Genomic DNA, 21839 nt, shown 5'->3' with positions numbered 1-21839 from the left:
GGCGGCTCAGCCGGTCGTGGAGCCGCCGGTGCCGGCGCCGGCGGTCGTACCGCCCTGCTGCCCGCCGGTGCCGGCGCCGCCCGACGTCTCGGTGCCGCCGGAGTCGGTGGTGCCGGTGGAGCCGTCCGTCGTGCCCTGGTCGGTGCCGCCGGAGTCGGTGGTGCCGGTGGAGCCGTCGGTGGTGCCCTGGTCGGTGCCGCCGTCCTGGCCGCCGTCCGTGGTGCCGTCGGTCGTGCCCTGGTCGGTCGAGCCGTCCGTCGTCCCGGTGTCGCCCGTGTCACCGCTCGTGGTGGGCGCCGGGTCCTGGCTGTACGTGGGCGGCTGCGGGTTCCACGACGGGCGCTCCCAGCCGCCGCCACCGCCGGTGGTCGGGTCGGGCTGCTCCTGCTCCTCCTCGGACTTCGACGGGGAGGGCGAGGGGCTGCTGCTCTGCGACACGGACGGCGAGGGGCTGGTGCTCGGCTTGGGGTCGGTGCCGGTCGGCGTCTCGCTCATCTTCACCGCGTACACGACACCCGCCACGATCGCGATGAGCGCGAACGCGACGAACAGCAGCACCTTGCCGCGGCCGCCGCCCTGCCCGCTGTCGTACGGCACCGCGTAGGCGCCGTCGTCGGGGTTCATCGGCGGCAGGATCGGGCCCTGCGAGGTGTCGCCGTGCAGCGGCACGGGGCGGGGCGGCGTCGACGGGCCCTGGCCGGCGCCCGGCACCGCGCCCATCATGGCGGTCTTGGCGACACCGCCGTGCGGGGTGTGGCCGCCGTCGTGCGGGCCGACCGGGCCGGTGTTCCACGTGCCGGTGTGGCCGCCCTGCTCCTGGAGCATGCGCAGCCCGTACTGGATCAGCCCGCGCATCTCCTCGGCGCTCTGGAACCGGTCGTCCGGGTCCTTCGCCAGCGCCCGCATCGCCAGCCCGTCCAGCTCCGGCGGGGCGCCGTCGGACACCTGCGACGGCGGGACCGGGATGTCCTGCACATGCTGGTAGACGACCGACAGCGGCGTCTCGCCGACGAACGGCGGCCGCTGCGCGAGCAGTTCGTACAGCAGGCAGCCCGTAGCGTACAGGTCGGAGCGGTGGTCGACGGCCTTGCCGAGCGCCTGCTCCGGCGACAGGTACTGGGGCGTGCCCATGACCATGCCGGTCTGCGTCATCGTCGTGGACGCCCCGTGCAGGGCGCGCGCGATGCCGAAGTCCATCACCTTGACCGCGCCGCCGTGCGTGATGATCACGTTCGCGGGCTTGATGTCGCGGTGCACGATGCCGTGCTGGTGCGAGTAGGCCAGCGCCTCCAGCACGCCCGACACGATGATCAGGGCCTGCTCGGGCGGCGGAGCCTCCGCGCTGACCAGCAGCTCGCGGATGGTGCGGCCCTCGACCAGCTCCATGACGATGTACGGCACGGCCTGGCCGTTGACCTCGTCCTCGCCGGAGTCGTAGACCGCCACGATCGCGTGGTGGTTCAGGCCCGCGACGGACTGCGCCTCACGTGTGAAGCGGGCCTTGGAGACCGGGTCCTCCGCCAGGTCCGCGCGGAGCAGCTTCACGGCGACGGTGCGGCCGAGCCGTACGTCCTCCGCCGCGAAGACCTCGGCCATGCCGCCGCGGCCGAGGCGGTGCGTCAGCCGGTAGCGTCCGTCGCCGACCAGGCCGCCGACGCCGAACTCGACGGCGTCCCCGCGCCCCGACGCTCCGTCATCCGACACTCCGCCGCCACCTGCTTCGGATCCGGGTGCCATCGTCCTCGCCGTCATTTCCGTTGCTGTCCGCGCGCTGTGCCCGCGAGCGGTGTGCCGCCGTCTTTCCAGGGGTACTTCGCCACGTCACGCTACAGCCTCCGCGCGACGCGCCGGTTCGGGCTGGACCGGCCATCCAATCGGTTCCCCGTACACCTGTGCAAATCCGATCCGGGTCACGTAACACTTCCGAGACGCTTCCGGCGCGTACGGTCACGGAACGGGCGCGCGGCTTGACGTGTCGGTGGCCTGGGGCAGACTTGGCCCGTAAATCCGGATCACCGCGGCGGCACGCGCGCGCGTAGGGGGAAGCACGATGAGCCAGGACGGCGCACAGGGCCGCTATGCGGGCGGTTCGGTGGCGAACGGCCGGTACCAGCTGCGCGACCTGCTCGGCGAGGGCGGCATGGCCTCGGTGTACCTGGCGTACGACAGTGCCCTGGACCGCCAGGTCGCCATCAAGACCCTGCACACGGAACTCGGCCGGGAACAGTCGTTCCGCGAGCGGTTCCGGCGCGAGGCGCAGGCCGTCGCGAAGCTCCAGCACACCAACATCGTGTCGGTCTTCGACACCGGTGAGGACACGGTCGTCTTCAGCGACCCCTCGATGGGCGAGGGCGGCGTCATGCCGTACATCGTCATGGAGTACGTGGAGGGCCAGCCGCTCGGCTCGGTGCTGGCCGCCGACATCCAGCAGTACGGCGCGATGCCGGCCGACAAGGCCCTGAAGGTCACCGCCGACGTGCTCGCCGCGCTGGAGACCAGCCACGAGATGGGCCTGGTCCACCGCGACATCAAGCCGGGCAACGTGATGATGACCAAGCGCGGTGTGGTCAAGGTCATGGACTTCGGCATCGCGCGCGCCATGCAGTCCGGGGTCACGTCGATGACGCAGACCGGCATGGTCGTCGGCACGCCCCAGTACCTCTCGCCCGAGCAGGCGCTCGGCCGCGGGGTCGACGCCCGCTCCGACCTGTACTCGGTCGGCATCATGCTCTTCCAGCTGCTGACGGGGCGGCTGCCGTTCGACGCGGACTCGCCGCTGGCCATCGCGTACGCGCACGTCCAGGAGGAGCCGGTCGCGCCCTCTTCCATCAACCGGTCGATCACGCCCGCGATGGACGCCCTGGTGGCGCGGGCGCTGCGGAAGAACCCCAACGAGCGGTTCCCCAGCGCCGCCGCCATGCGTGACGAGTGCCTGCGGGTGCTGTCGGCCGGGCAGACGGGCGCGCCGGTGATCGTGCAGGGCGCCCCCTCCAACAGCGGCGCGGGTGTCGGCTCCGCGGTGTTCCCGCCGCTGGACCAGTCGCAGGCGAATGCGGGGCACCCGCCGCAGGGCGTCCACACGCCGTACCAGGCGCCGACGCCGAGCCCGTACGGGCCGCCGACCCCCGCCCCGGCTCCCGCGCCGATGCCGACCCCCGCTCCGGCGGCGTACGGCTACCCGCACCAGCAGGCGCAGCCGCCCGCGTACCAGACGCCGGCCCCGTACCAGCCCGCCACGAGCGGCGGCGGTGGCGGCGGTGGCGGTGGCGGGCGGAACATGCCGCTGCTGGTGGGCGCGATCGTCGTCGCGCTGATCGCCGTCGCGGGTGTCATCACGGCCGTCGTCGTCAACAAGGAGGACGACCCGGCGGGCCCCGTGGCGGGCGGCGGCGCGCAGGCGAGCCAGTCCGCGACCGGCGGCGACTACAAGGGCCCGGACCTGAGCCGGACGATGGACACCAAGGACTGCACGGAGCCGCGCGAGGGCGACGACCCGGAGAAGTTCGAGGTGCCGGACTTCCGGTACAAGAACATCACCTCGGTCAAGCAGTGCATCCAGGCGGCCGGGTGGACGATCGCGAAGGAGATCGCGGTCAACGAGAACGTCTACGGCGACGGCACGGTGCTGACCCAGTTCCCGACGAAGGGCACGGAGATCAGCAAGGACGAGGCCGACTTCACCCTGGAGATCTCCACGGGCCGCCCCCAGCAGTAACGCCTCCGGGCTGCCCGGACCGGGGCACCCCGCCGGGCGCGGGGCCGCTCCCGGCGCGCGGGCGGTTGCCTGGCCGGGCGTTCCGCTGTGCGGTTCGGTTCCGCCGGGCGGGGCCGCTCCCCGCGCGCGGGCGACTGCGTGGCCGGGCGTCCCGCTCGGCGCGGGCGACTGCGTGGCCGGGCGTTCCGCTAAGGGCGGGGCGGCTGCCTAGCCAGGCGTTCCGCTCGGCGCGGAGCCGGTCCCGCGGGGGTGGTCATCCGGTGGACGTCCCCCCGTCATCCCCCGGCACTGCGCCATTCGGCTGCTCCGGGAGGCCGGGGCGGGGTGGTCTGTGTGATCGTGGGCGGGAACGAGCAACCGCCGCGCGAAAGGGAGTCGCCCCATGACTCCACGACCTCAGGCCCGCTGGGCGGTCGCGCTGGGCTCCCTTCTGCTGTGCGCCGGTCTCGCCGCCCCCGTCGCGCACGCGCGCGCCGACATCAGCCCGCCGCCCCGCGCGCCGCTGGGGTGGCTGACGGGGGTGGGCGGTTCCCTGGGGATGATCGTCCCCGGCGCCGCCGGTGACGGCGGCTCCGGCAGCGGCGCCACGGCTCCGGCGCCCCCGGCCTCCCAGCCCGCCTCCTCCCCGTCGCGGGGCGGCACCCCGACCGGTGCGTCAGGATCCCCGGCGGACCCGTCGCCCGCCTCCCCGGGGCCGGGCGGCCCCGGCGGCACGGAAGCCCCCGGCGGCTCGGGGAGCGGCGGCCCCACAGGCCCCGCCGGTCCGAGCGGTCCCGGCGGTCCCGGCGGCCCCGGTGGCCCTGTGGCGGGGCCGTCCGCCGCGCCGGGCGTCACCGGCAGCGCCCGGCCCTCGCTCGCCGGGCGGCCCGCCGGCGCGGGCGTCAAGCGGCCCGGACGCGCCACACCGCCGACGGCGAGCGACTCCGCGACCCCGGCCCCGTCCGCGTCGGACGCCGCCGAGGAGCCCGTACGTAGCAGAACGGCAACAGACGAACGCCGCCGCGACGGCCGGTACCACGGCCAGGGGGCCGTGCCGGACGTCGTACCCGAGGGGGACTCCCACGGTGCCGTACCCCCGGCGGCCGACCCGTCCCACACCGCCTGGGAACCGCGCGGAAGGGCCGCCGAAACCGGCGTCGACCGGCGCGTTCCCGTACTGACCCTGGGGGTCGGGCTCACCCTCATGGGGCTCGGCCTCGGCTTCCTCGGGGTCCGCGTCCGCCGCGTCTGACCGGCCGCGTCCTCCTTGAGAGGGACCTTCCGGTTCCTTCGGAGGACGGTTGGCCGCCGACGGCATACCCGGTATACATACTCGGTATGTCGATCCGCCACGGGCTCCTCGCCCTCCTCGAACGCGGCCCTCGCTACGGCTCCCAGCTCCGCACGGAGTTCGAGTCCCGCACCGGCTCCACCTGGCCGCTCAACGTCGGCCAGGTCTACACGACCCTCAGCCGCCTGGAGCGCGACGGCATGGTCGCCCAGGATGGCGAGGACGAGGCCGGCCACCCGCTCTACGTCATCACCGACGCCGGCCGCGAGGAGCTGCGCACCTGGTTCGAACGGCCCGTCGACCGCACCAGCCCCGCCCGTGACGAGCTGGCCATCAAGCTCGCCATGGCCGTCGGCGCGCCCGGCGTGGACGTCCGCGCCGTGATCCAGGCCCAGCGCCACCACACGGTGAAGGCCATGCAGGACTACACCCGGCTCAAGGCGCAGGCGGTCAGCGCCCTGGAGAGCGGCGCCGGGCAGCGGCGCGACGACGTGGCCTGGCTCCTCGTACTGGAGCAGCTGATCTTCCAGACGGAGGCCGAGGCCCGCTGGCTGGACCACTGCGAGTCCCGGCTGATCCGCCTGTCGGCCGCCGCCGCCCCGCAGGACCCGCCGCCGCCCGACGCCGCCCCGGCGCCGGGCACCCCGGCGCCCCGCGCCACGGCCCGCGCCGGCCGCCGCCGCTGACCGCGGACACACCGACCACCACCGCGTACGGAGGGACCCCCGCGTCCCGCCGTACGCCCGAGGGGGGACCCTTCATGTCATCACCCACGCCACACACGCCCCACCAGCCCCACGTGTCCCAGCAGCCCGTGCTCCGGCTCCAGCAGCTGACCCGCGTCCACGGCAGCGGCCCCACCGAGGTCCACGCCCTGCGCGGCATCGACCTCGACGTGTACCCGGGCGAGCTGATCGCCGTCATGGGCCCCTCCGGCTCCGGCAAGTCCACGCTCCTCACCATCGCCGGCGGCCTGGACATGCCCACCTCCGGGCGGGTCGTCGTCGAGGGCACCGACATCACCGAGGCCGACCGCAAGACCCTCGCCGCGCTGCGCCGCCGCAGCATCGGCTACGTCTTCCAGGACTACAACCTCATCCCGGCCCTCACGGCCGCCGAGAACGTCGCCCTCCCGCGCGAGCTGGACGGCGTGTCGGCCCGCAAGGCGCGCGGCGAGGCCATCGCCGCGCTGGAGGAGATGGGCCTGGCCCACCTCGCGGACCGGTTCCCCGACGAGATGTCCGGCGGCCAGCAGCAGCGCGTCGCCATCGCCCGCGCCCTGGTCGGCGAGCGCCGCCTGGTCCTGGCCGACGAGCCGACCGGCGCCCTGGACTCCGAGACCGGCGAGTCCGTCCTCGCCCTGCTGCGCTCCCGCTGCGACGCCGGAGCCGCCGGGGTGCTCGTCACCCACGAGCCCCGCTTCGCCGCCTGGGCCGACCGCGTGGTGTTCCTCCGTGACGGCGCGGTCGTCGACCAGACGGTGCGGTCCGGCGCGGAGTCCCTGCTGACGGGGCAGGCGGGCGAGCGGTGAACGGCAGGCTCAACTCCTGGCGTGCCGCGGTGCGGATCGCCCGCCGCGACGCCTGGCGCTCCAAGGGCCGCAGCTCCCTCGTCCTCGCGATGATCGCCCTGCCGATCCTCGGGGTGAGCGCGGCCGATCTGACGCTGCGCACCGCCGAACTGTCCCCGGCCGAGCACGCCACCCGCGTCCTGGGCGCCGCGGACGCCCGCGTCTCGGATCCCGGATACGCCGGCATCGCCGTCCAGCAGGACCCGAAGGGCGACATCACCACCGCGGCGGACCCGAAGTACGACGACGAGCCGACGCCGACCGGCCCGGCGGACCTGGCGAAGGCGCTCCCGCCCGGGGTGACCCTGCTGCCGGACAGCGCCGGATCGGCGAAGATCCGCACCGCGCACGGCCTGCTCCACTCGGAGATCCGCGAGCTGAAGGCGACCGACCCGCTCGCCAAGGGCATCCTGACGCCGCTGGACGGCCGCTTCCCCGAGCGGCCCGACGAGGTCGCCGTCACCTCCCGCTTCCTGGAGGACAGCGGTCTGAGCATCGGCGGCACGCTCGCCGCGCGCGGCCTGGAGCGGGAGTTCCGGATCGTCGGCTCGTACGAGGTGCCAGACGACCTGAACGCGCAGCAGGTCAACGCCCTGCCCGGAGCGCTCCTGGAGCCGCTGCGCAAGGCCCTCGAAGGGGCCGGCCTGGCCGTGCCGGACCACTCCACGACCCACCTGCTGAGGCTTCCGGCGGACAGCGGCCCCGGTTTCACGTGGAACATGGTCAAGGAGTCCAACGCCAAGGGCGTGACCGTCGTCTCCCGCGCGGTCCTCATGGCCCCGCCCCCGGACTCCGAGGTGCCGCTGTTCCAGCGCGAGGGCTACCGCAACCACGGCGTGACCACCGGCGCGGGCGACACGTCCGCCCTGATCGCCGCGGCCACCGTCGTCGGCCTCGCGATGCTGGAGATCTGCCTGCTGGCCGGCCCCGCGTTCGCCGTCGGCGCCCGCCGCTCGCGCCGCCAGCTGGGCCTCGTCGGGGCCAACGGAGGCGACCGCCGCCACATCCGCGCCATCGTCCTGGCCGGCGGTCTGGTCATCGGTCTCGCCGCGGCCGTCGTCGGCACGGTGCTCGGTCTGGCCCTGACGTTCCTGCTCCAGCCCGTTCTGGAGGAGTCCTTCGGGCAGCGCTTCGGCGCCTTCGACGTGCGCCCGCTGGAACTGCTCGGCATCGGCGCGCTGGCCGTGCTGACCGGTCTGCTCGCCGCGATCGTGCCCGCCGTGACCGCCTCGCGCGAGACGGTCCTGGCGTCCCTGACGGGCCGCCGAGGGGTGCGCAGGAGCAGCCGCGTCCTGCCGATGGCCGGCCTCGCCGCCGCGCTGCTGGGCGGCGCCATCGCCCTGTACGGGTCGGTGTACTCGGACCACATGGTCGTCGTCGCCGGCGGCAGCGCCCTCGCGGAGCTGGGCGTCGTCGCGATGACCCCGGCCCTGGTGGGCCTGTTCGGCCGCGCCGGCCGCCTGCTGCCGCTCTCCCCGCGCCTGGCGCTGCGCGACTCGGTCCGCAACCGGGGCCGTACGGCTCCGGCCGTGGCCGCGGTCCTGGCCGCCGTCGCCGGTACGGTCGCCGTCGCCACGTACGCGACGAGCGAGGACGCCGAGCAGCGCGCCCAGTACCGGGCCCAGCTGCCGCACGGCGCGGTGTCCGCCTTCCTGACGGAGGACGGCGGCCGGGACGTGCCGGCGGTCCGCGAGGCCGTGCAGCGCCAGCTGCCCGTCGAGGTGCGGGCCGACGTCTCCCGCGTCAGCGTCGGCCGGCGCGCCTGCGAACCGTACTCCGGTGAAGAGGGCTGCGGGCGCCTCGAGATCGTCGTCCCGCAGGCCCACCAGTGCCCGCTGTGGGTGAGTCCCTCCGGCGACGGCGAGGACCCCGCGGCGCGGTTCTCCCCGCAGGAGCGCCGCAAGCTGGCCGAGGACTGGCGCTGCGCCATCGACGAGGGCGGCGGCTACGTCCCCTCGGAGGACGGACTGCTGGTCGCCGACGCGGCGCTGCTGAAGGTGCTCGGCGTCGACGACCCGGCCGCCGAGCGGGCGCTCGCCGAGGGGCGGGTCGTCTCCTTCCGCAAGCCGCAGGTCGACCCGTCCGGCCGGATCTCCCTGCGGCTGATCACCGACGCGAAGGCGTACGACGAGGCGGCCGAGCGGAACAAGCCGCTGCCCGGCGCGGTGAAGGCCCTCCCGGCGTACCAGGTGGCCGACGGCGTGCCCTCGTACGGGGTCGCGGGCGTGATCAGCCCGGCCACCGTCGAGGCGCTCGGCCTCCGCGCGGTGCCGGTGGGCTCGTACTTCAGCACCGACCGGCAGCCGAGCAGCGAGCAGCAGCAGCGCCTCGAAGCCGATCTCGCCCGGATCGGCGGCGGCGTCCAGCTGCACATCGAGCAGGGCTACAGCAGCGAGAACAACATCACGCTCCTCGCGCTGACCGTGTTCGCCGGCCTGATCACCATCGGCGCCGCGGGCATCGCCACCGGCCTGTCCCAGGCGGACGCCGAGGCGGACCTGAAGACCCTCGCCGCCGTCGGGGCGCCGCCGCGGGTGCGCCGCACCCTCAGCGGCTTCCAGTGCGGGGTGGTCGCCGTGATGGGTGTGGTGCTCGGCACGGCGGCGGGCGTGCTGCCCGCGATCGGGCTGCGGCTGACCGAGCGCCGCCAGCAGATGGCGCAGTGGGAGGAGGGCCGCGACGCCGGCTGGTCCACCGCCGCCGACCTGCCGCACGTCCCGATCGTCATCCCGTGGGAGACGTACGGGGCCCTGCTGGTCGTTGTCCCGCTGGGCGCGGCCGTGCTCGCCGCCCTGCTGACCCGCTCCCGCACCGCCCTGGCCCGCCGGGCGGCCGCGTAACGCGCCGCGGGCGGTCCTGTGCCCCTGCACGAAGGTGGATCATCTTCGTACAGGGGCACACCCTTCTCTGACGCGTCCGTACGAGAGAATGGCGGCATGGAGATGCCGAGGAATGAACGGTCGCAGGAGACCCCGCAGGTCCTCATCGTCGGGCAGGACGGGATGGCGCTCGGCGGCGGCGACGGTGACGACGAGCCGCGTGAGATCCCGGTGACGGAGATGGTCGAGCAGCCGGCCAAGGTGATGCGGATCGGCAGCATGATCAAGCAGCTGCTGGAGGAGGTGCGCGCGGCACCTCTGGACGAGGCGAGCCGTGTCCGGCTGAAGGAGATCCACCACAGCTCGGTCAAGGAGCTGGAAGAGGGCCTGGCGCCCGAGCTCGTGGAGGAACTGGAGCGGCTGTCGCTCCCGTTCACCGACGAGGCGATCCCGTCCGAGGCGGAACTGCGGATCGCGCAGGCGCAGTTGGTCGGATGGCTGGAGGGCCTCTTCCACGGCATCCAGACGGCGCTGTTCGCCCAGCAGATGGCGGCCCGTGCCCAGCTGGAGCAGATGCGGCGGGCCCTCCCGCCGGGGATGGCCTCGCAGGACGACGACGACCAGGGGCGCGGCCGCGCCCGGACGGGCGGCCCGTACCTGTAAGCCGCTGTGGGCCATGGCGGGCCGGTAGCCGCTGGGCCGTCGTGGGCCACTCGATGAGGATGCGTGAACGGCCCGGCACACCGCGCGTGTGCCGGGCCGTTCGCGTCGCCGTTCCGGTGACGTAGCCGTTGCGGTGACGCGTCGCCGTTCCGGTGAGTGGCCGTCAGTCCCCGGTGGCCGTACCGGTGGTGAGCAGCACCTTGCCGACGTGGGCGCTGTCCTCCAGGACCCGGTGGGCCTCCGAGGCCCGCTCCATGGGGAACGCGCGGTGCACGACCGGGCGTACCGTGCCCGCCTCGACCAGCGGCCAGACGTGTTCGCGTACGGCGGCGACGATGGCGGCCTTCTCCTCCAGCGGGCGCTGCCGCAGCGAGGTCGCGGTCACGGCGGCCCGCTTGCTCAGCAGCTCGCCGAGGTTCAGTTCGGCCTTCACCCCGCCCTGGAGGCCGATGACGGCGAGCCGGCCGTTCACGGCGAGCGCCTTGACGTTCCGCTCCAGGTACTTGGCGCCCATGATGTCGAGGATGACGTCCGCGCCCGCCCCGCCCGTCGCCGCGCGCACCTCGTCCACGAAGTCCTGCGTACGGTAGTCGATCAGCACGTCCGCGCCGAGCTCAGCGCACCGGGCGAGCTTCTCGGGGCCGCCGGCGGTCACGGCGACGCGGGCGCCGACCGCCTTGCCGAGCTGGATCGCCATCGTCCCGATGCCGCTGGCGCCGCCGTGCACCAGCAGCGTCTCGCCGGGCCGCAGATGGGCCACCATGAAGACGTTCGACCAGACCGTGGCGGTGACCTCCGGCAGCGCCGCCGCCGTCACCAGGTCCAGGCCCTTCGGCACGGGCAGCAGCTGCCCGGCGGGGACGGCCACCTTCTCGGCGTACCCGCCGCCCGCGAGCAGCGCGCACACCTCGTCGCCGACGGCCCATCCGGAGACGCCGGGGCCCACGGCGGCGATCCGGCCCGAGCATTCCAGGCCGGGGTACGGGGAGGAGCCGGGCGGCGGGTCGTAGAAGCCGCGCCGCTGGAGCAGGTCGGCCCGGTTGACGGCGCCCGCCGCCACGTCGACGAGCACCTCGCCCTCGCCGGGTACGGGATCGGGTACCTCGGACCAGACGAGCGCCTCGGGGCCACCGGGTTCGGGAATCGTGATCGCACGCATGGCCGCGAGGCTACTCCGCCGGTACGCCCGCGGAGGAGCCGTTCCAGCCCGCGCCCCTCGGCGGGTGCGCCGGAGCGGTCCGGCCGGGGGCGCGCTTGATGGTGATGACCCGGTCGGTCAGCTGGAGCGGGCTGGCCTCGGGATCGTCGTAGCCGATCAGCCGGTGCCCGCGCAGCACGCTCACCACCAGGTCCTCGGTGTCGCGGACGCTGCGGCCCGCCTCGGCCTTGGTCACCGGCCGTTCCACGATGTCGAGGCCGGTGCCCTGGTGGATCAGGTCCTCCAGGACCGTGCCGGCGCTGGGACTGAGCACGGACAGGCCGAGCAGCCGGCCGGCGGCGCTGGCGCTGGTGATGACGGCGTCAGCCCCGGACTGGCGCAGCAGCGGGGCGTTCTCCTCCTCGCGCACCGCGGCGATGATTTTGACGTTCTTGTTGAGCTGGCGGGCGGTGAGGGTGACGAGGACGGCGGTGTCGTCCCGCTGGGTGGCGACGATGATCTGCCGGGCGCGCTGGGCCTCGGCGCGCAGGAGGACGTCGCTGCGGGTGCCGTCGCCGACGACGCCGGTCAGGCCCTCCGCGTTGACCATCTCGATCACCTTGCTGCTCGGGTCGACGACCACGACCTGCTGCTTCTTCAGCCCCGTGGCCATCAGGGTCTCCAGCGCGGAGCGCCCCTTCGTGCCGAAGCCGACGACGACGGTGTGGTCTCGCAAGGCCAACCTCCAACGCTTCTGGCGCCACTCCTCGCGGGTGCGCTCGGCGAGCACCTCCAGGGTGGTGCCGACCAGGATGATCAGGAACAGGACGCGCAGCGGGGTCACGATCAGGACGTTGACGAGCCGGGCGGTGTCGCTGGCCGGCACGATGTCGCCGTATCCGGTCGTGGAGAGCGTGACCGTCGCGTAGTAGACGGCGTCGAGCAGGCTGAGGTGCCCGTCGGCCCCGTCCTTGTAGCCCTCGCGGTCGGCCATGACGATGACCACCGTCAGAACCATCACGAACAGGGCGAGGGCCAGCCGCTGGCCGACCTGCCGCAGCGGGTGCTCGACGATCGGCCGGGGCAGGCTGACCCGGCCGGTGGCGAGATGGTCCTCCTCCTCGCCGGGTCGGGAGGGGCGACGCACAGGTTTCACGTGAAACATCCGCCTTGGGCCGGGGCCGGGGCGGGCGCCGAGGTGGACGCCGTCCACGGCAGGTCGAGGATTTCGAGGACATCGCCGGTACGGGCGCCGCCGGGCGGGACGACGGCGAGCCCGTCGGCGGCTGCCAGCCCGCGCAGCATGGCGGGACCGGCGTAGTGGAGCGGGACCGCCCGCCCGTCGCGGTGGGCGACGGGCACGAGGCGGGTGTCGCGGGGGTGGCCGTGGACGTCACCCCGTACGGGCAGCCGGTACGGCTCGGGGGCGCGGCGTCCGGCGAGGCCGCGCAGCAGCGGCTCGGCGAGGGTCAGCAGCCCGGAGACGGCCGCCAGGGGGTTGCCGGGCAGTCCGACGAGGTGGCGGTTGGCGGTGAGCCGGGCGAGCAGCATGGGGTGGCCGGGCCGTACCCGCACGCCGTCGACCAGCAGTTCGGCGCCCGCCTTGCGCAGGACCGGGTGGACGTGGTCGACGGGCCCGGCGGCGGTGCCGCCCGTGGTGACGACCAGGTCGGCGTCGGTGCCGGTGACGGCCTCGTACAGGGCGTCGGCGTCGTCCCCGATCCGTCGCACGGTGGGCTCGGCGCCCAGGGTGCGCAGCCAGGGGCCGAGCATCGGGCCGAGCGCGTCGCGGATGAGGCCGTCGTACGGAATGCCGGAGGTGAGCAGCTCGTCGCCGAGGACGAGGACGTCGACGCGGGGCGGCTCGGCGGTGACCAGCCGGTCGTACCCGGCGGCGGCCGCGAGGCCCAGGACGGCGGGGGTGACGATGGTGGCGGCGGGCAGCAGCTCGTCGCCGGTGCGGCACTCCTGGCCCCGGGGGCGGATGTCCTGGCCGGGCACCACCTCGTGCCGGGCGTGCAGATGGCCGCCGCCTCCGCCCGTACCGGCCCGGTCGGCGCGGCCGGGTGTGGCGCGGGCGTGCTCGGTGCGGATGACGGCGGTCGTGTCGGCGGGGACGCGGGCCCCCGTCGCGATGCGTACGGCGATGCCGTCGGGCAGGGCGGTGGCCTCACCGCGTCCGGCGAGCAGGGACTCCTCGGCGCGGATCTCCCAGGGGCCGGGGCCCGCGACGGCCCAGCCGTCCATCGCGGAGGTGTCGAACGGCGGCAGGTCGGTGAGGGCGGTCAGCGGCTCTGCGAGGACCCGGCCGAGCGCCTGGTCGAGCGGGACGGTGCGGCTGCGGGGGGCGGCGCATCGTCCGGCACGGGCGGCGAGGGCACGGGCCCGGTCCCAGGCGGTGTCCCGGTGGCGCTGTGCGTCCCGGTGACCGGACGCGCCCTGCCCGTCCCGGGTGCCTTGCTGGCCGGGCGGCCGGGGTGCGGAGGGTCCGGTCGGGGCTCTGCCGACCAGGGCGAGGGCTTCGTCGACGCCGTCGACGTCCGGCTCGGTCATCCCGCCGCGCCCTCGTCCGCCCAGCGGTTGGCGAGCGCGGCGGCCTTGCGGGCCGCCTCGGCCACCGCCTGCGGTCCCTCGCCCTCCGCCTTGGCCGCCGCGTACCCCACGAGGAACGTGGTGAGCGGCGCGGCGGGCCGGGCGACCCCGTGGGCGGCGTCGCGGGCCAGGTCGAGCAGCAGACCGGTGTCGACGTCGAGTTCGATGCCGAGTTCGGCCTTGACCGCGGTGATCCATTCGTCCAGCACGTTCCCATGCTCCCTGATGCGGGCCCGGGCCGCGGCGAGGTCTTCCCAGGTGTCGCAGTCGAAGGAGGCGAGCGGCTGGGCGGGGACCCGGGCGAGGTCGAGTTCCTGGGTCAGCAGACGCAGGGGCAACCCGGAGAGAGGGCCGTGCTCGGTGGCGAGGAGAGCGATCTCGCGGCGCAGCGGTTCGGTGCGGTACGCGGCGACGAGCGGCTGGTCGCGGCCGTCGGCGTCGACGGCGAGGACGGCCTCGGCGGGCGACGCGTCGAGCGTGTCGACGAGGTGCCGTACGGCCGCCCGGTCCAGGAACGGCAGGTCGCCGCCGAGGACGACCACCGTGTCCGCCTCGACGTGCCGCACGCCTGCGGCGAGTGCGGCGACGGGGCCGCCTCCGGGCGGTTCCTCCCGCGCCCAGACGACGGGCCGGACGGTCGGCCGGCGACCGCCGACCACCACGGCCCGGCCGGCGTCACGGCAGGCGTGCAGCACCCGGTCGAGCAGGGTGCGCCCACCGACGCTCAGGCCGGGCTTGTCCGCCCCACCGAGGCGCCTGGCGGCGCCCCCTGCCAGCACGACGGCGTCAAATCGGGTCACCCGCCCAGTATGGTCGCCGCCCCACGGAAGCCGACACCGCCCCGGCACCACGGCGGTGCCCTGCCCCGGTCCCGCCACGGCGGTGCCCGGCCCGGCGCTCCAGCCGGGGGCCGCGGCCAAACCGGGACACCGCCACACGCGGCGGTGTCCCGGCCGGGTCCGGCCACGGGGGGGGGAAGGGAGGCCGGACCCGAGTTCGGAGGGCGCCCACGAAGCCCGCCGGGCCGTGCCCTGCCGACGGCACAGGTCGCCCTCGGCGTCACCCACCGCCGGGCCGGAAGGCCCCGCACTGGCACCCCAGTCGGCGTCGGAAGGGCGCTGCTTCGGCCACCCGCCGCGGCGGGAGGGCGCCGCCTCGGGCCCCACCAGGCGGGACACACCGCTTCCTTAACCCGCCGGGGCGGCGCCGCTTGAGCGCCCCGCTCAGCGAGGGGCACGGCCCGCCGGGGCGGGAGGGCGCGGCTTCCGCACCCCGCCGCGCCGGGGTCCCGAGAGCGGCCGGCTTCGCGCTCCTCCTAGAGGGTGCGCAGCAGCACCGCCGGATGCTCCACGCAGTCGGCGACGTACCGCAGGAAGCCGCCCGCCGTGCCGCCGTCGCACACCCGGTGGTCGAACGTCAGGGACAGCTGGACGACCTGGCGGACCGCCAGCTCCCCGTTGTGGACCCACGGCTTCGGGATGATCCGGCCGACACCGAGCATCGCCGCCTCGGGATGGTTGATGATCGGCGTGGAGCCGTCGACGCCGAACACGCCGTAATTGTTCAGCGTGAACGTGCCGCCCGTCAGGTCCGCCGGGGTCAGCTGCCCGGCGCGCGCCACCTCGGTGAGGCGGCCGAACTCGGCCGTCAGGTCCTCGGCGGAACGGGTGTGCGCGTCGCGGACGACGGGCACGACCAGGCCGCGGTCGGTCTGGGCGGCGAAGCCCAGGTGCACCTCGGAGAGCCGGACGATCTCGCGGGCCTCCAGGTCCACGCGGGAGTTCAGCTCCGGGAAGCGGGCGAGCGCGGCCGTGCAGATCCGGGCGAGCAGCGCCAGCAGGGAGATCTTCGGCCCGCCGGCGGCGTTCATCGCGGCGCGTGCCGCCATGAGCTCCGTCGCGTCGGCGTCGACCCAGCACGTGGCGTCCGGGATCTCCTGGCGGCTGCGGGTCAGCTTGTCGGCGACGGCGCCGCGCACCCCGCGCAGCGGCACCCGCTCGGCGACGGCGGTCCCCGCCGGTGCCGCGGCCGGCACGGGCCGGGCCTGGGCGGTGTCCGCGGGGGCCTGCGCCGCGGCCGAGGCGCGCTCGACGTCGGCCCGGAGGATCAGGCCGTCGGGGCCGGAGCCGCGCAGCTGCCGCAGATCGATGCCGCGTTCCCGGGCGAGCCTCCGCACGAGCGGCGAGATCACCGGGACCGGCCCGTCCACGGGAGCGGCGGGCTCCTGCGCGGCGGCCGGCGCCGGGGCGGCCAGGGCGGGGGCCGTCGGCGCGGACGCGGCGACCGGCGCCGCGGGGCGGACGCGCCGCCTGCGGGTGGTCGACGTGCTCGTGCCGTACCCGACCAGCACATTGCCCGAGCCCTCGTCGGCGGGCTTCCCACCGTCGGAAGCGCCCGCCGGGCGGGCGGCCTCGGACTGGCCGCCCGACGGGGACGCCGGGGCCTCCTGGGCGCCGACGGCGACGGTCAGCAGCGGGGCGCCGACGGGCAGCTCCTCGCCCTCCTCGCCGAAGCGGGCGGTGACGACACCGCCGTACGGGCAGGGCACCTCCACCATCGCCTTGGCGGTCTCGACCTCCACGACCGGCTGGTCGATGGCGACGACGTCGCCGACCGAGACGAGCCAGCGCACGATCTCGGCCTCGGTGAGCCCCTCGCCGAGGTCCGGCAGCTTGAACTCCAGCACCTGCGCCATCAGCTCTGCGCCTCCCACTGGAGCCGGGCGACGGCGTCGAGGACGCGGTCGACACCCGGCAGATGGTGCCGCTCCAGCATCGGCGGCGGGTAGGGGATGTCGAACCCGGTCACCCGCAGCACCGGCGCCTCCAGGTGGTGGAAGCACCGCTCGCTGACCCGGGCGGCGATCTCCGCGCCCGGCCCGGCGAAGCCGGTGGCCTCGTGGACGACGACCGCCCGTCCCGTGCGCCGCACCGACGCGCAGACGGTCTCGTCGTCGAACGGCACCAGCGAGCGCAGGTCCACGACCTCCAGGTCCCAGCCCTCCGCCTGCGCCGCCTCGGCGGCCTCCATGCAGACCGGCACGGACGGGCCGTACGTGATCAGCGTGGCGCTGCGGCCGGTGCGGCGGACCACGGCCCGGCCGATCGGCTCCACCACGGCAGGGCGCTCGGGCGACCAGTCGGACTTCGACCAGTACAGCCGCTTCGGCTCCAGGAAGACGACCGGGTCGTCGGAGGCGATGGCGGCGCGCAGCAGCCCGTAGGCGTCCTCGACGGTCGCGGGGGTGACGACGTGGAGACCGGGCGTCGCCATGTAGTACGCCTCGGAGGAGTCGCTGTGGTGCTCGACACCGCCGATGCCGCCGCCGTACGGCACGCGGATGACCAGCGGCATCGGCATGGCGCCGCGCGTGCGGTTGCGCATCTTGGCGACATGGCTGAGCAACTGCTCGAAGGCCGGGTAGGCGAACGCGTCGAACTGCATCTCGACGACGGGCCGCATGCCGTACATCGCCATGCCGACGGCCGTGCCGAGGATGCCCGCCTCAGCGAGCGGGGTGTCCGTGCAGCGGTCCTCGCCGAACTCCTTGGCGAGCCCGTCGGTGACGCGGAAGACCCCGCCGAGCGTGCCGACGTCCTCGCCCATGACGATGACGTCCGGGTCGTCGGCCATCGCGTCGCGCATGGCCCGCTGGAGGGCCTGCGCCATCGTGGCGGGCTTGGCTGCCGTCTTGGCTGCCACGGTGGTCATCGGTCGTCACCTTCCGCTTCGGCGTCCAGCTCGGCCCGCAGCTGTGCGGCCTGCTCCCTGAGCTGCGCGGTCTGCTCCGCGTACACATGGGTGAACAGGTCCATCGGGTTGAGCACGGCGTCGGCGTTCATGCGCTCGCGCAGCCGCGCCGCCATCTCCTCGGCCCGGTCGGCCGCCTCCTGGATGCCGTCCTCGTCGATGAGGCCACGCTCCGTCAGCTCGCGCTCCAGCAGCTTCACCGGGTCGTGCTGCCGCCACGCCTCCACCTCGGAGTCGCCGCGGTAGCGGGTCGCGTCGTCGGCGTTGGTGTGGGCGTCGATGCGGTACGTCACGGCCTCCACGAGAGTGGGGCCGCCGCCGCGCCGGGCGCGGGCCACCGCCTCGGAGAGCACCTGGTGGACGGCCGCGGCGTCGTTCCCGTCGACCAGCCGGCCCGGCATGCCGTAGCCGACGGCCTTGTGGGCGAGCGACGGGGCGGCGGTCTGCTTGTGGAGGGGCACGGAGATCGCGAAGCCGTTGTTCTGCACGAGGAAGACGACGGGGGCCTGCCACACCGCGGCGAAGTTCAGCGCCTCGTGGAAGTCGCCCTCGCTGGTGCCGCCGTCGCCGACCATGGCGAGCGCCACGACGTCGTCACCCTTGAGGCGGGCGGCGTGGGCCAGGCCCACGGCGTGGGGGAGCTGCGTCGCGAGCGGGGTGCACAGGGGGGCGACGCGGTGCTCGCGCGGGTCGTAGCCGGTGTGCCAGTCGCCCCGGAGCAGGGTCAGTGCCTCGACGGGGTCCAGTCCGCGCGCCACGGCGGCCAGGGTGTCCCGGTACGACGGGAAGAGCCAGTCCCGGTCCTCCAGGACGAGCGCCGCCGCCACCTCACAGGCCTCCTGGCCCGTGCTGGACGGGTACACGGCGAGCCGGCCCTGCTTGGTGAGCGCGGTCGCCTGCGTGTTGTACCGGCGGCCGCGCACCAGCTCGGCGTACAGCCGGCGCAGGACGTCGGGCGCGAAGTCGGCGGCCGCGTCCGTGCCCAGCACCCGGTACGGCTCGGGGTCCGGGAGCAGCGGCGCGGGGTCCGTGCGCGGTTTCCACGCCGGCGGCGGGGTGGGCCGGTAAGAGGCCGCGCCGGGCAGCTCTTGGACCGTCATGACAGCACCTCCTCATGGGAGTGGGCATAAGACCCTGGGGGGCGGCGCGAGTGTGGCGCGCCTCACCTACCGATTGTTCGGTCGTGGCGCCAATTTGGCTACAGGCACCCCGAGCCTGTGGACAAACGGTTTTGCACAGCCTGGGATAGGGGCAGGTCGTCCACAACAGAGAGGTGGGGGGACATGGAAGCTGAACAAATGGCCGACGGCCGGGAGCAGGCGCGTGACGAGCTCGTGACGCCGCCCCGGCCGCTCGACTCCATCGACCGCGACATCCTCCGGATTCTCCAGACGGACGGCCGGGCGTCCATACGGTCGGTGGCCGAGCGGGTCCATGTGTCGCGCGCGAACGCCTACGCCCGGATCAACCGTCTCATCGACGACGGGGTGATCCGCGGGTTCAGCGCGCGCGTCAACCACGAACGGGCGGGGCAGGGCGCGTCGGCGTACATCACGCTCAAGATCGTCCAGAACTCGTGGCGCACGGTCCGCGAGCAGCTCAGGGCGCTGCCGGGCGCCGCGCACATCGCCCTGGTCAGCGGGGACTTCGATGTCCTGCTGCTGGTGCACACACCGGACAACCGCACGCTGCGGGAGCTGGTGCTGACGAAGCTCCAGTCGATCCCGGAGGTCCTGTCCACGCGCACGCTGCTGGTCTTCGAGGAGACGGACCTCGACCGGCCGCCGGCGGCCGACGAGCTCTGACGTCCGCCCGCACCAACGGCTCCGGATCCAGCCGCACGCTCCGGATCCGACCGCACCAGCGGCTCCCGATCCAGCCTCATCCACGGCTCCGGGTCCGGCCACACAAGCGGCTCGGATCCAGCCGCACCCACGGCTCCGGGTCCGGCCACACCAGAGGCGCCCGGTCCAGCCGCACCCAGCGGTACCGGGCCCTGCCGCACCCGCGGCTCCCGGTCCGGCCGGCACCCGCGGGCGGGTCCGACCGCCTCCGCCGGCACGGGCGGCGGAGGCGGCGACCGGCCGGGAGCGCGGGGCGGGCTGCGGGATGCCGGCGGGGCGCCGGGCGGGGTCAGTGGGTGGTGCGCAGCCCGTCGAAGGCCAGGCGGGCCACCGTCTCCGCGATCTGGCGGCCGTCGGCACCGTCGCCGGGCTGCGGGCGGTACCACTCCACCAGCGAGTTGACCATGCCGAACAGCAGCCTGGTCGCGATCTTTATGTCCACGTCGGAGCGCAGGTCGCCCTCGGCCGCCGCCGCCTTCATCAGCTCGGCGATCCGGTGGTCGAACTCGCGGCGCCGCTCCAGCGCCCAGCGCTCGGTCCGCGTGTTGCCCCGGACCCTCAGCAGCAGCGTGACGTAGGGCAGTTCGTCGACCAGCACCTCGACCGTGCGCCGCGTGACGTACTCGACCCGCTCCACGGCCCTGCCGCGGGTGGCGGGGCCCTCGTCCAGGACGGCGAACAGCCCGTCCAGCGCGCGGCTGACCGCGCGGCGCAGCAGTTCCTCCTTGCCCGAGACGTGGTGGTAGATCGAGGACTTGGAGATCCCGGCGGCCTTGGACAGATGCTCCATGGACGTGCCGTCGTAGCCGCGCTCGTTGAAGACGCGCACGGCGACCGACAGCAGCGTCTCGGGCGTGTACGTGTCGCGCCTGACGGTGGTCATCGCTCGTTCTCCCACTGCTTGTCGGCGTAGGAGTGGCGGTAGTGCGCCAGCGAGGGGGCGTAGCGGCCGGAGGGGTCGCGCTCGTGCATCTCCTGCAGGACGCCGTACGCCCAGCCGCGGCCGAGCTTGCGGCTCCACTCGACGGGTCCCAGCGGGTAGTTGACGCCGAGCCGCATCGCCGTGTCGATGTCCTCCTCCGTGGCGACGCCCTTGGCGACCGCCTCGTACGCGAGGTCGATGAGCCGCGCCACGGTGCGGGCGACGATCATCCCCGGCACGTCGCCGATGACGCTGACCTTCTTGCCGAGCGCCTGGAACAGCCCGATCGCCTGGTCGAGTGTCTCGGGGGAGGTGTCGGGGCCGGCGGCGAGGGCGATGCGGGTGGCCTTGCGGTAGTCGAGGGCGAGGTCGAAGTAGACGACGTCGCGGAACTCCACCGACGTCTGCCCGTCGGCGGGGGCGAGCTGGCCGCCGCTGGGCAGCTCCAGCCGCGTGCCGTCGTCCTCGTCCTCCTCGCGGAGGGCGATCCCGGCCTCGCGGATCATGTCCAGCAGCTCGCCGAAGGGGGCGAGGTCGCCCTCGACGACGACGTACGCGGGCGGCTCGGCGGGCTCCGCCGTGTGCGGCTCCGGGCGCTGGACGGCGCCCTGCTCGTCGTACGCGTACCAGCCGCGCCCGGACTTGCGGCCCAGCATCCCGGCCTCCACCAGGCGCCGCTGCGCGAGCGAGGGGCGGAACCGCGGGTCCTGGAAGAACGCCTCCCAGACCGACCGGGTCACCGCCTCGTTGACGTCGTGGCCGATGAGGTCGGTCAGCTCGAAGGCGCCCATGCGGAAGCCGCCGCACTCGCGCAGGACCGCGTCGATCGTGGCCGGGTCCGCGGCCTGCTCCTCGTAGACCGCGAACGCCTCGGCGTAGAAGGGGCGGGCGATGCGGTTGACGATGAAGCCCGGGGTGTCGGCGCAGGCGACCGGGGTCTTGCCCCAGGCGCGGGCCGTCTCGTACGCGCGCGTGGCGGAGGCGATGTCCGTCGCGAAGCCGCTGACGACCTCGACGAGCGGCAGCAGCGGCGCCGGGTTGAAGAAGTGCATGCCGACGAAGCGGCCGGGGAGGCGCAGCGCCCCGCCGATGGCCGTGATGGACAGCGAGGAGGTGTTGGTGGCGAGGAGGCAGTCGTCGTCCACGACCTTCTCCAGGGCGGTGAACAGCTCCTGCTTGACGTCGAGGCGCTCCACGATCGCCTCCACGACGAGCGCGGCGTCGGCCAGCTCGTCCAGGCCCGCGGCCGGGTGGAGGCGGGCCGCGGCCGCGTCCCGGTCCTCCTGGGCGAGGCGGCCCTTGGCGACCAGCCGGTCCAGCCGGCCGAGCAGCGATTCGGCGGCCTGCGCGGCCCGGCCGGGGGCGGCGTCGTAGAGGCGTACGGGGTGGCCGGCGACGAGCGCGACCTGCGCGATGCCCTGGCCCATGGTCCCCGCGCCGACGACGGCGACGGTGCGGTCTCGTTCGACGGCGGTCCCGGCCGCCCGTGAGGTGGCGCCTGTGTCGGTCATGTCAGTGATCCTCCCCGATGCGTTTTCCACAGGTTCGAGAGACCC

The 21839-nt window shown here is 74.6% G+C and carries 17 protein-coding genes; 7 read left to right on the top strand and 10 right to left on the bottom strand.

Annotation, left to right across the window (positions count from 1 at the left end):
• Window positions 1–6: 6 nt before the first annotated feature.
• Entirely contained in the window at window positions 7–1737 is a 1731-nt protein-coding gene (locus ACSUPT_RS14935) for a protein kinase domain-containing protein (RefSeq protein WP_399218619.1), read from the bottom strand.
• 313 nt (window positions 1738–2050) lie between these two features.
• Between ACSUPT_RS14935 and ACSUPT_RS14930 the strand changes: the two genes are divergently transcribed.
• The 6 genes from ACSUPT_RS14930 (at window position 2051) to ACSUPT_RS14905 (ending at window position 10037) form a co-directional block, all read left to right on the top strand.
• A complete protein-coding gene (locus ACSUPT_RS14930; RefSeq protein WP_399218620.1) occupies window positions 2051–3715 on the top strand; it encodes a protein kinase domain-containing protein in 1665 nt (554 codons plus the stop codon).
• Window positions 3716–4097: 382 nt separating this feature from the next.
• Window positions 4098–4946, top strand: coding sequence for a hypothetical protein (locus ACSUPT_RS14925; protein WP_436944605.1), 849 nt, complete (start codon window positions 4098–4100; stop codon window positions 4944–4946).
• Between the two features lie 86 nt (window positions 4947–5032).
• Entirely contained in the window at window positions 5033–5671 is a 639-nt protein-coding gene (locus ACSUPT_RS14920) for a PadR family transcriptional regulator (protein WP_351966518.1), read from the top strand.
• Window positions 5672–5745: 74 nt separating this feature from the next.
• Entirely contained in the window at window positions 5746–6516 is a 771-nt protein-coding gene (locus tag ACSUPT_RS14915; protein WP_365724826.1) for an ABC transporter ATP-binding protein, read from the top strand.
• Entirely contained in the window at window positions 6513–9395 is a 2883-nt protein-coding gene (locus tag ACSUPT_RS14910; protein ID WP_403504402.1) for an ABC transporter permease, read from the top strand. Before ACSUPT_RS14915 ends, ACSUPT_RS14910 begins: the two co-directional genes overlap by 4 nt.
• Window positions 9396–9491: 96 nt before the next feature.
• Window positions 9492–10037 carry a bacterial proteasome activator family protein gene (locus tag ACSUPT_RS14905; protein WP_351966516.1) on the top strand — a complete coding sequence of 182 codons (546 nt, stop codon included), beginning with the start codon at window positions 9492–9494 and terminating at the stop codon, window positions 10035–10037.
• 163 nt (window positions 10038–10200) lie between these two features.
• On the opposite strand, the gene ACSUPT_RS14900 is transcribed toward ACSUPT_RS14905, so the two are convergent.
• From ACSUPT_RS14900 to pdhA, 7 genes are all read right to left on the bottom strand, one after another.
• The gene (locus ACSUPT_RS14900) at window positions 10201–11196 is read right to left on the bottom strand and encodes an NAD(P)H-quinone oxidoreductase (protein ID WP_436944603.1); all 996 of its coding nucleotides are present in this window, start codon (window positions 11194–11196) and stop codon (window positions 10201–10203) included.
• Between the two features lie 10 nt (window positions 11197–11206).
• The gene (locus ACSUPT_RS14895) at window positions 11207–12340 is read right to left on the bottom strand and encodes a potassium channel family protein (RefSeq protein WP_351966514.1); all 1134 of its coding nucleotides are present in this window, start codon (window positions 12338–12340) and stop codon (window positions 11207–11209) included.
• Entirely contained in the window at window positions 12328–13728 is a 1401-nt protein-coding gene (locus ACSUPT_RS14890) for a molybdopterin molybdotransferase MoeA (RefSeq protein WP_436944600.1), read from the bottom strand. Before ACSUPT_RS14890 ends, ACSUPT_RS14895 begins: the two co-directional genes overlap by 13 nt.
• Window positions 13725–14567, bottom strand: coding sequence for an NTP transferase domain-containing protein (locus ACSUPT_RS14885; protein ID WP_351966512.1), 843 nt, complete (start codon window positions 14565–14567; stop codon window positions 13725–13727). Before ACSUPT_RS14885 ends, ACSUPT_RS14890 begins: the two co-directional genes overlap by 4 nt.
• Window positions 14568–15082: 515 nt before the next feature.
• The gene (locus ACSUPT_RS14880) at window positions 15083–16462 is read right to left on the bottom strand and encodes a dihydrolipoamide acetyltransferase family protein (protein WP_436944598.1); all 1380 of its coding nucleotides are present in this window, start codon (window positions 16460–16462) and stop codon (window positions 15083–15085) included.
• Complete coding sequence (locus ACSUPT_RS14875) at window positions 16462–17478, bottom strand: alpha-ketoacid dehydrogenase subunit beta (RefSeq protein WP_365724833.1); 1017 nt, start codon at window positions 17476–17478, stop codon at window positions 16462–16464. The genes ACSUPT_RS14880 and ACSUPT_RS14875 overlap by 1 nt, the downstream gene beginning before the upstream one ends.
• Entirely contained in the window at window positions 17475–18617 is a 1143-nt protein-coding gene (gene pdhA, locus ACSUPT_RS14870) for a pyruvate dehydrogenase (acetyl-transferring) E1 component subunit alpha (RefSeq protein WP_351966509.1), read from the bottom strand. Before pdhA ends, ACSUPT_RS14875 begins: the two co-directional genes overlap by 4 nt.
• A 183-nt stretch (window positions 18618–18800) precedes the next feature.
• Between pdhA and ACSUPT_RS14865 the strand changes: the two genes are divergently transcribed.
• Window positions 18801–19322, top strand: coding sequence for an Lrp/AsnC family transcriptional regulator (locus ACSUPT_RS14865; RefSeq protein ID WP_351966508.1), 522 nt, complete (start codon window positions 18801–18803; stop codon window positions 19320–19322).
• A gap of 328 nt (window positions 19323–19650) precedes the next feature.
• Here the strand turns inward: ACSUPT_RS14865 and ACSUPT_RS14860 are convergent, their stop codons facing one another.
• Both ACSUPT_RS14860 and ACSUPT_RS14855 read right to left on the bottom strand, forming a co-directional pair.
• On the bottom strand, window positions 19651–20244 hold the full coding sequence (locus tag ACSUPT_RS14860; protein WP_351966507.1) for a TetR/AcrR family transcriptional regulator: 594 nt from the start codon (window positions 20242–20244) through the stop codon (window positions 19651–19653).
• Entirely contained in the window at window positions 20241–21794 is a 1554-nt protein-coding gene (locus tag ACSUPT_RS14855) for a 3-hydroxyacyl-CoA dehydrogenase (protein WP_436944595.1), read from the bottom strand. Before ACSUPT_RS14855 ends, ACSUPT_RS14860 begins: the two co-directional genes overlap by 4 nt.
• Window positions 21795–21839 lie beyond the last annotated feature (45 nt).

The sequence above is a fragment of the Streptomyces sp. SudanB25_2051 genome (assembly GCF_964272635.1).
Lineage (GTDB): Bacteria > Actinomycetota > Actinomycetes > Streptomycetales > Streptomycetaceae > Streptomyces.
Note: the sequence above shows the minus strand (reverse complement) of the source record. Positions and strands in the feature narration are given on the sequence as shown.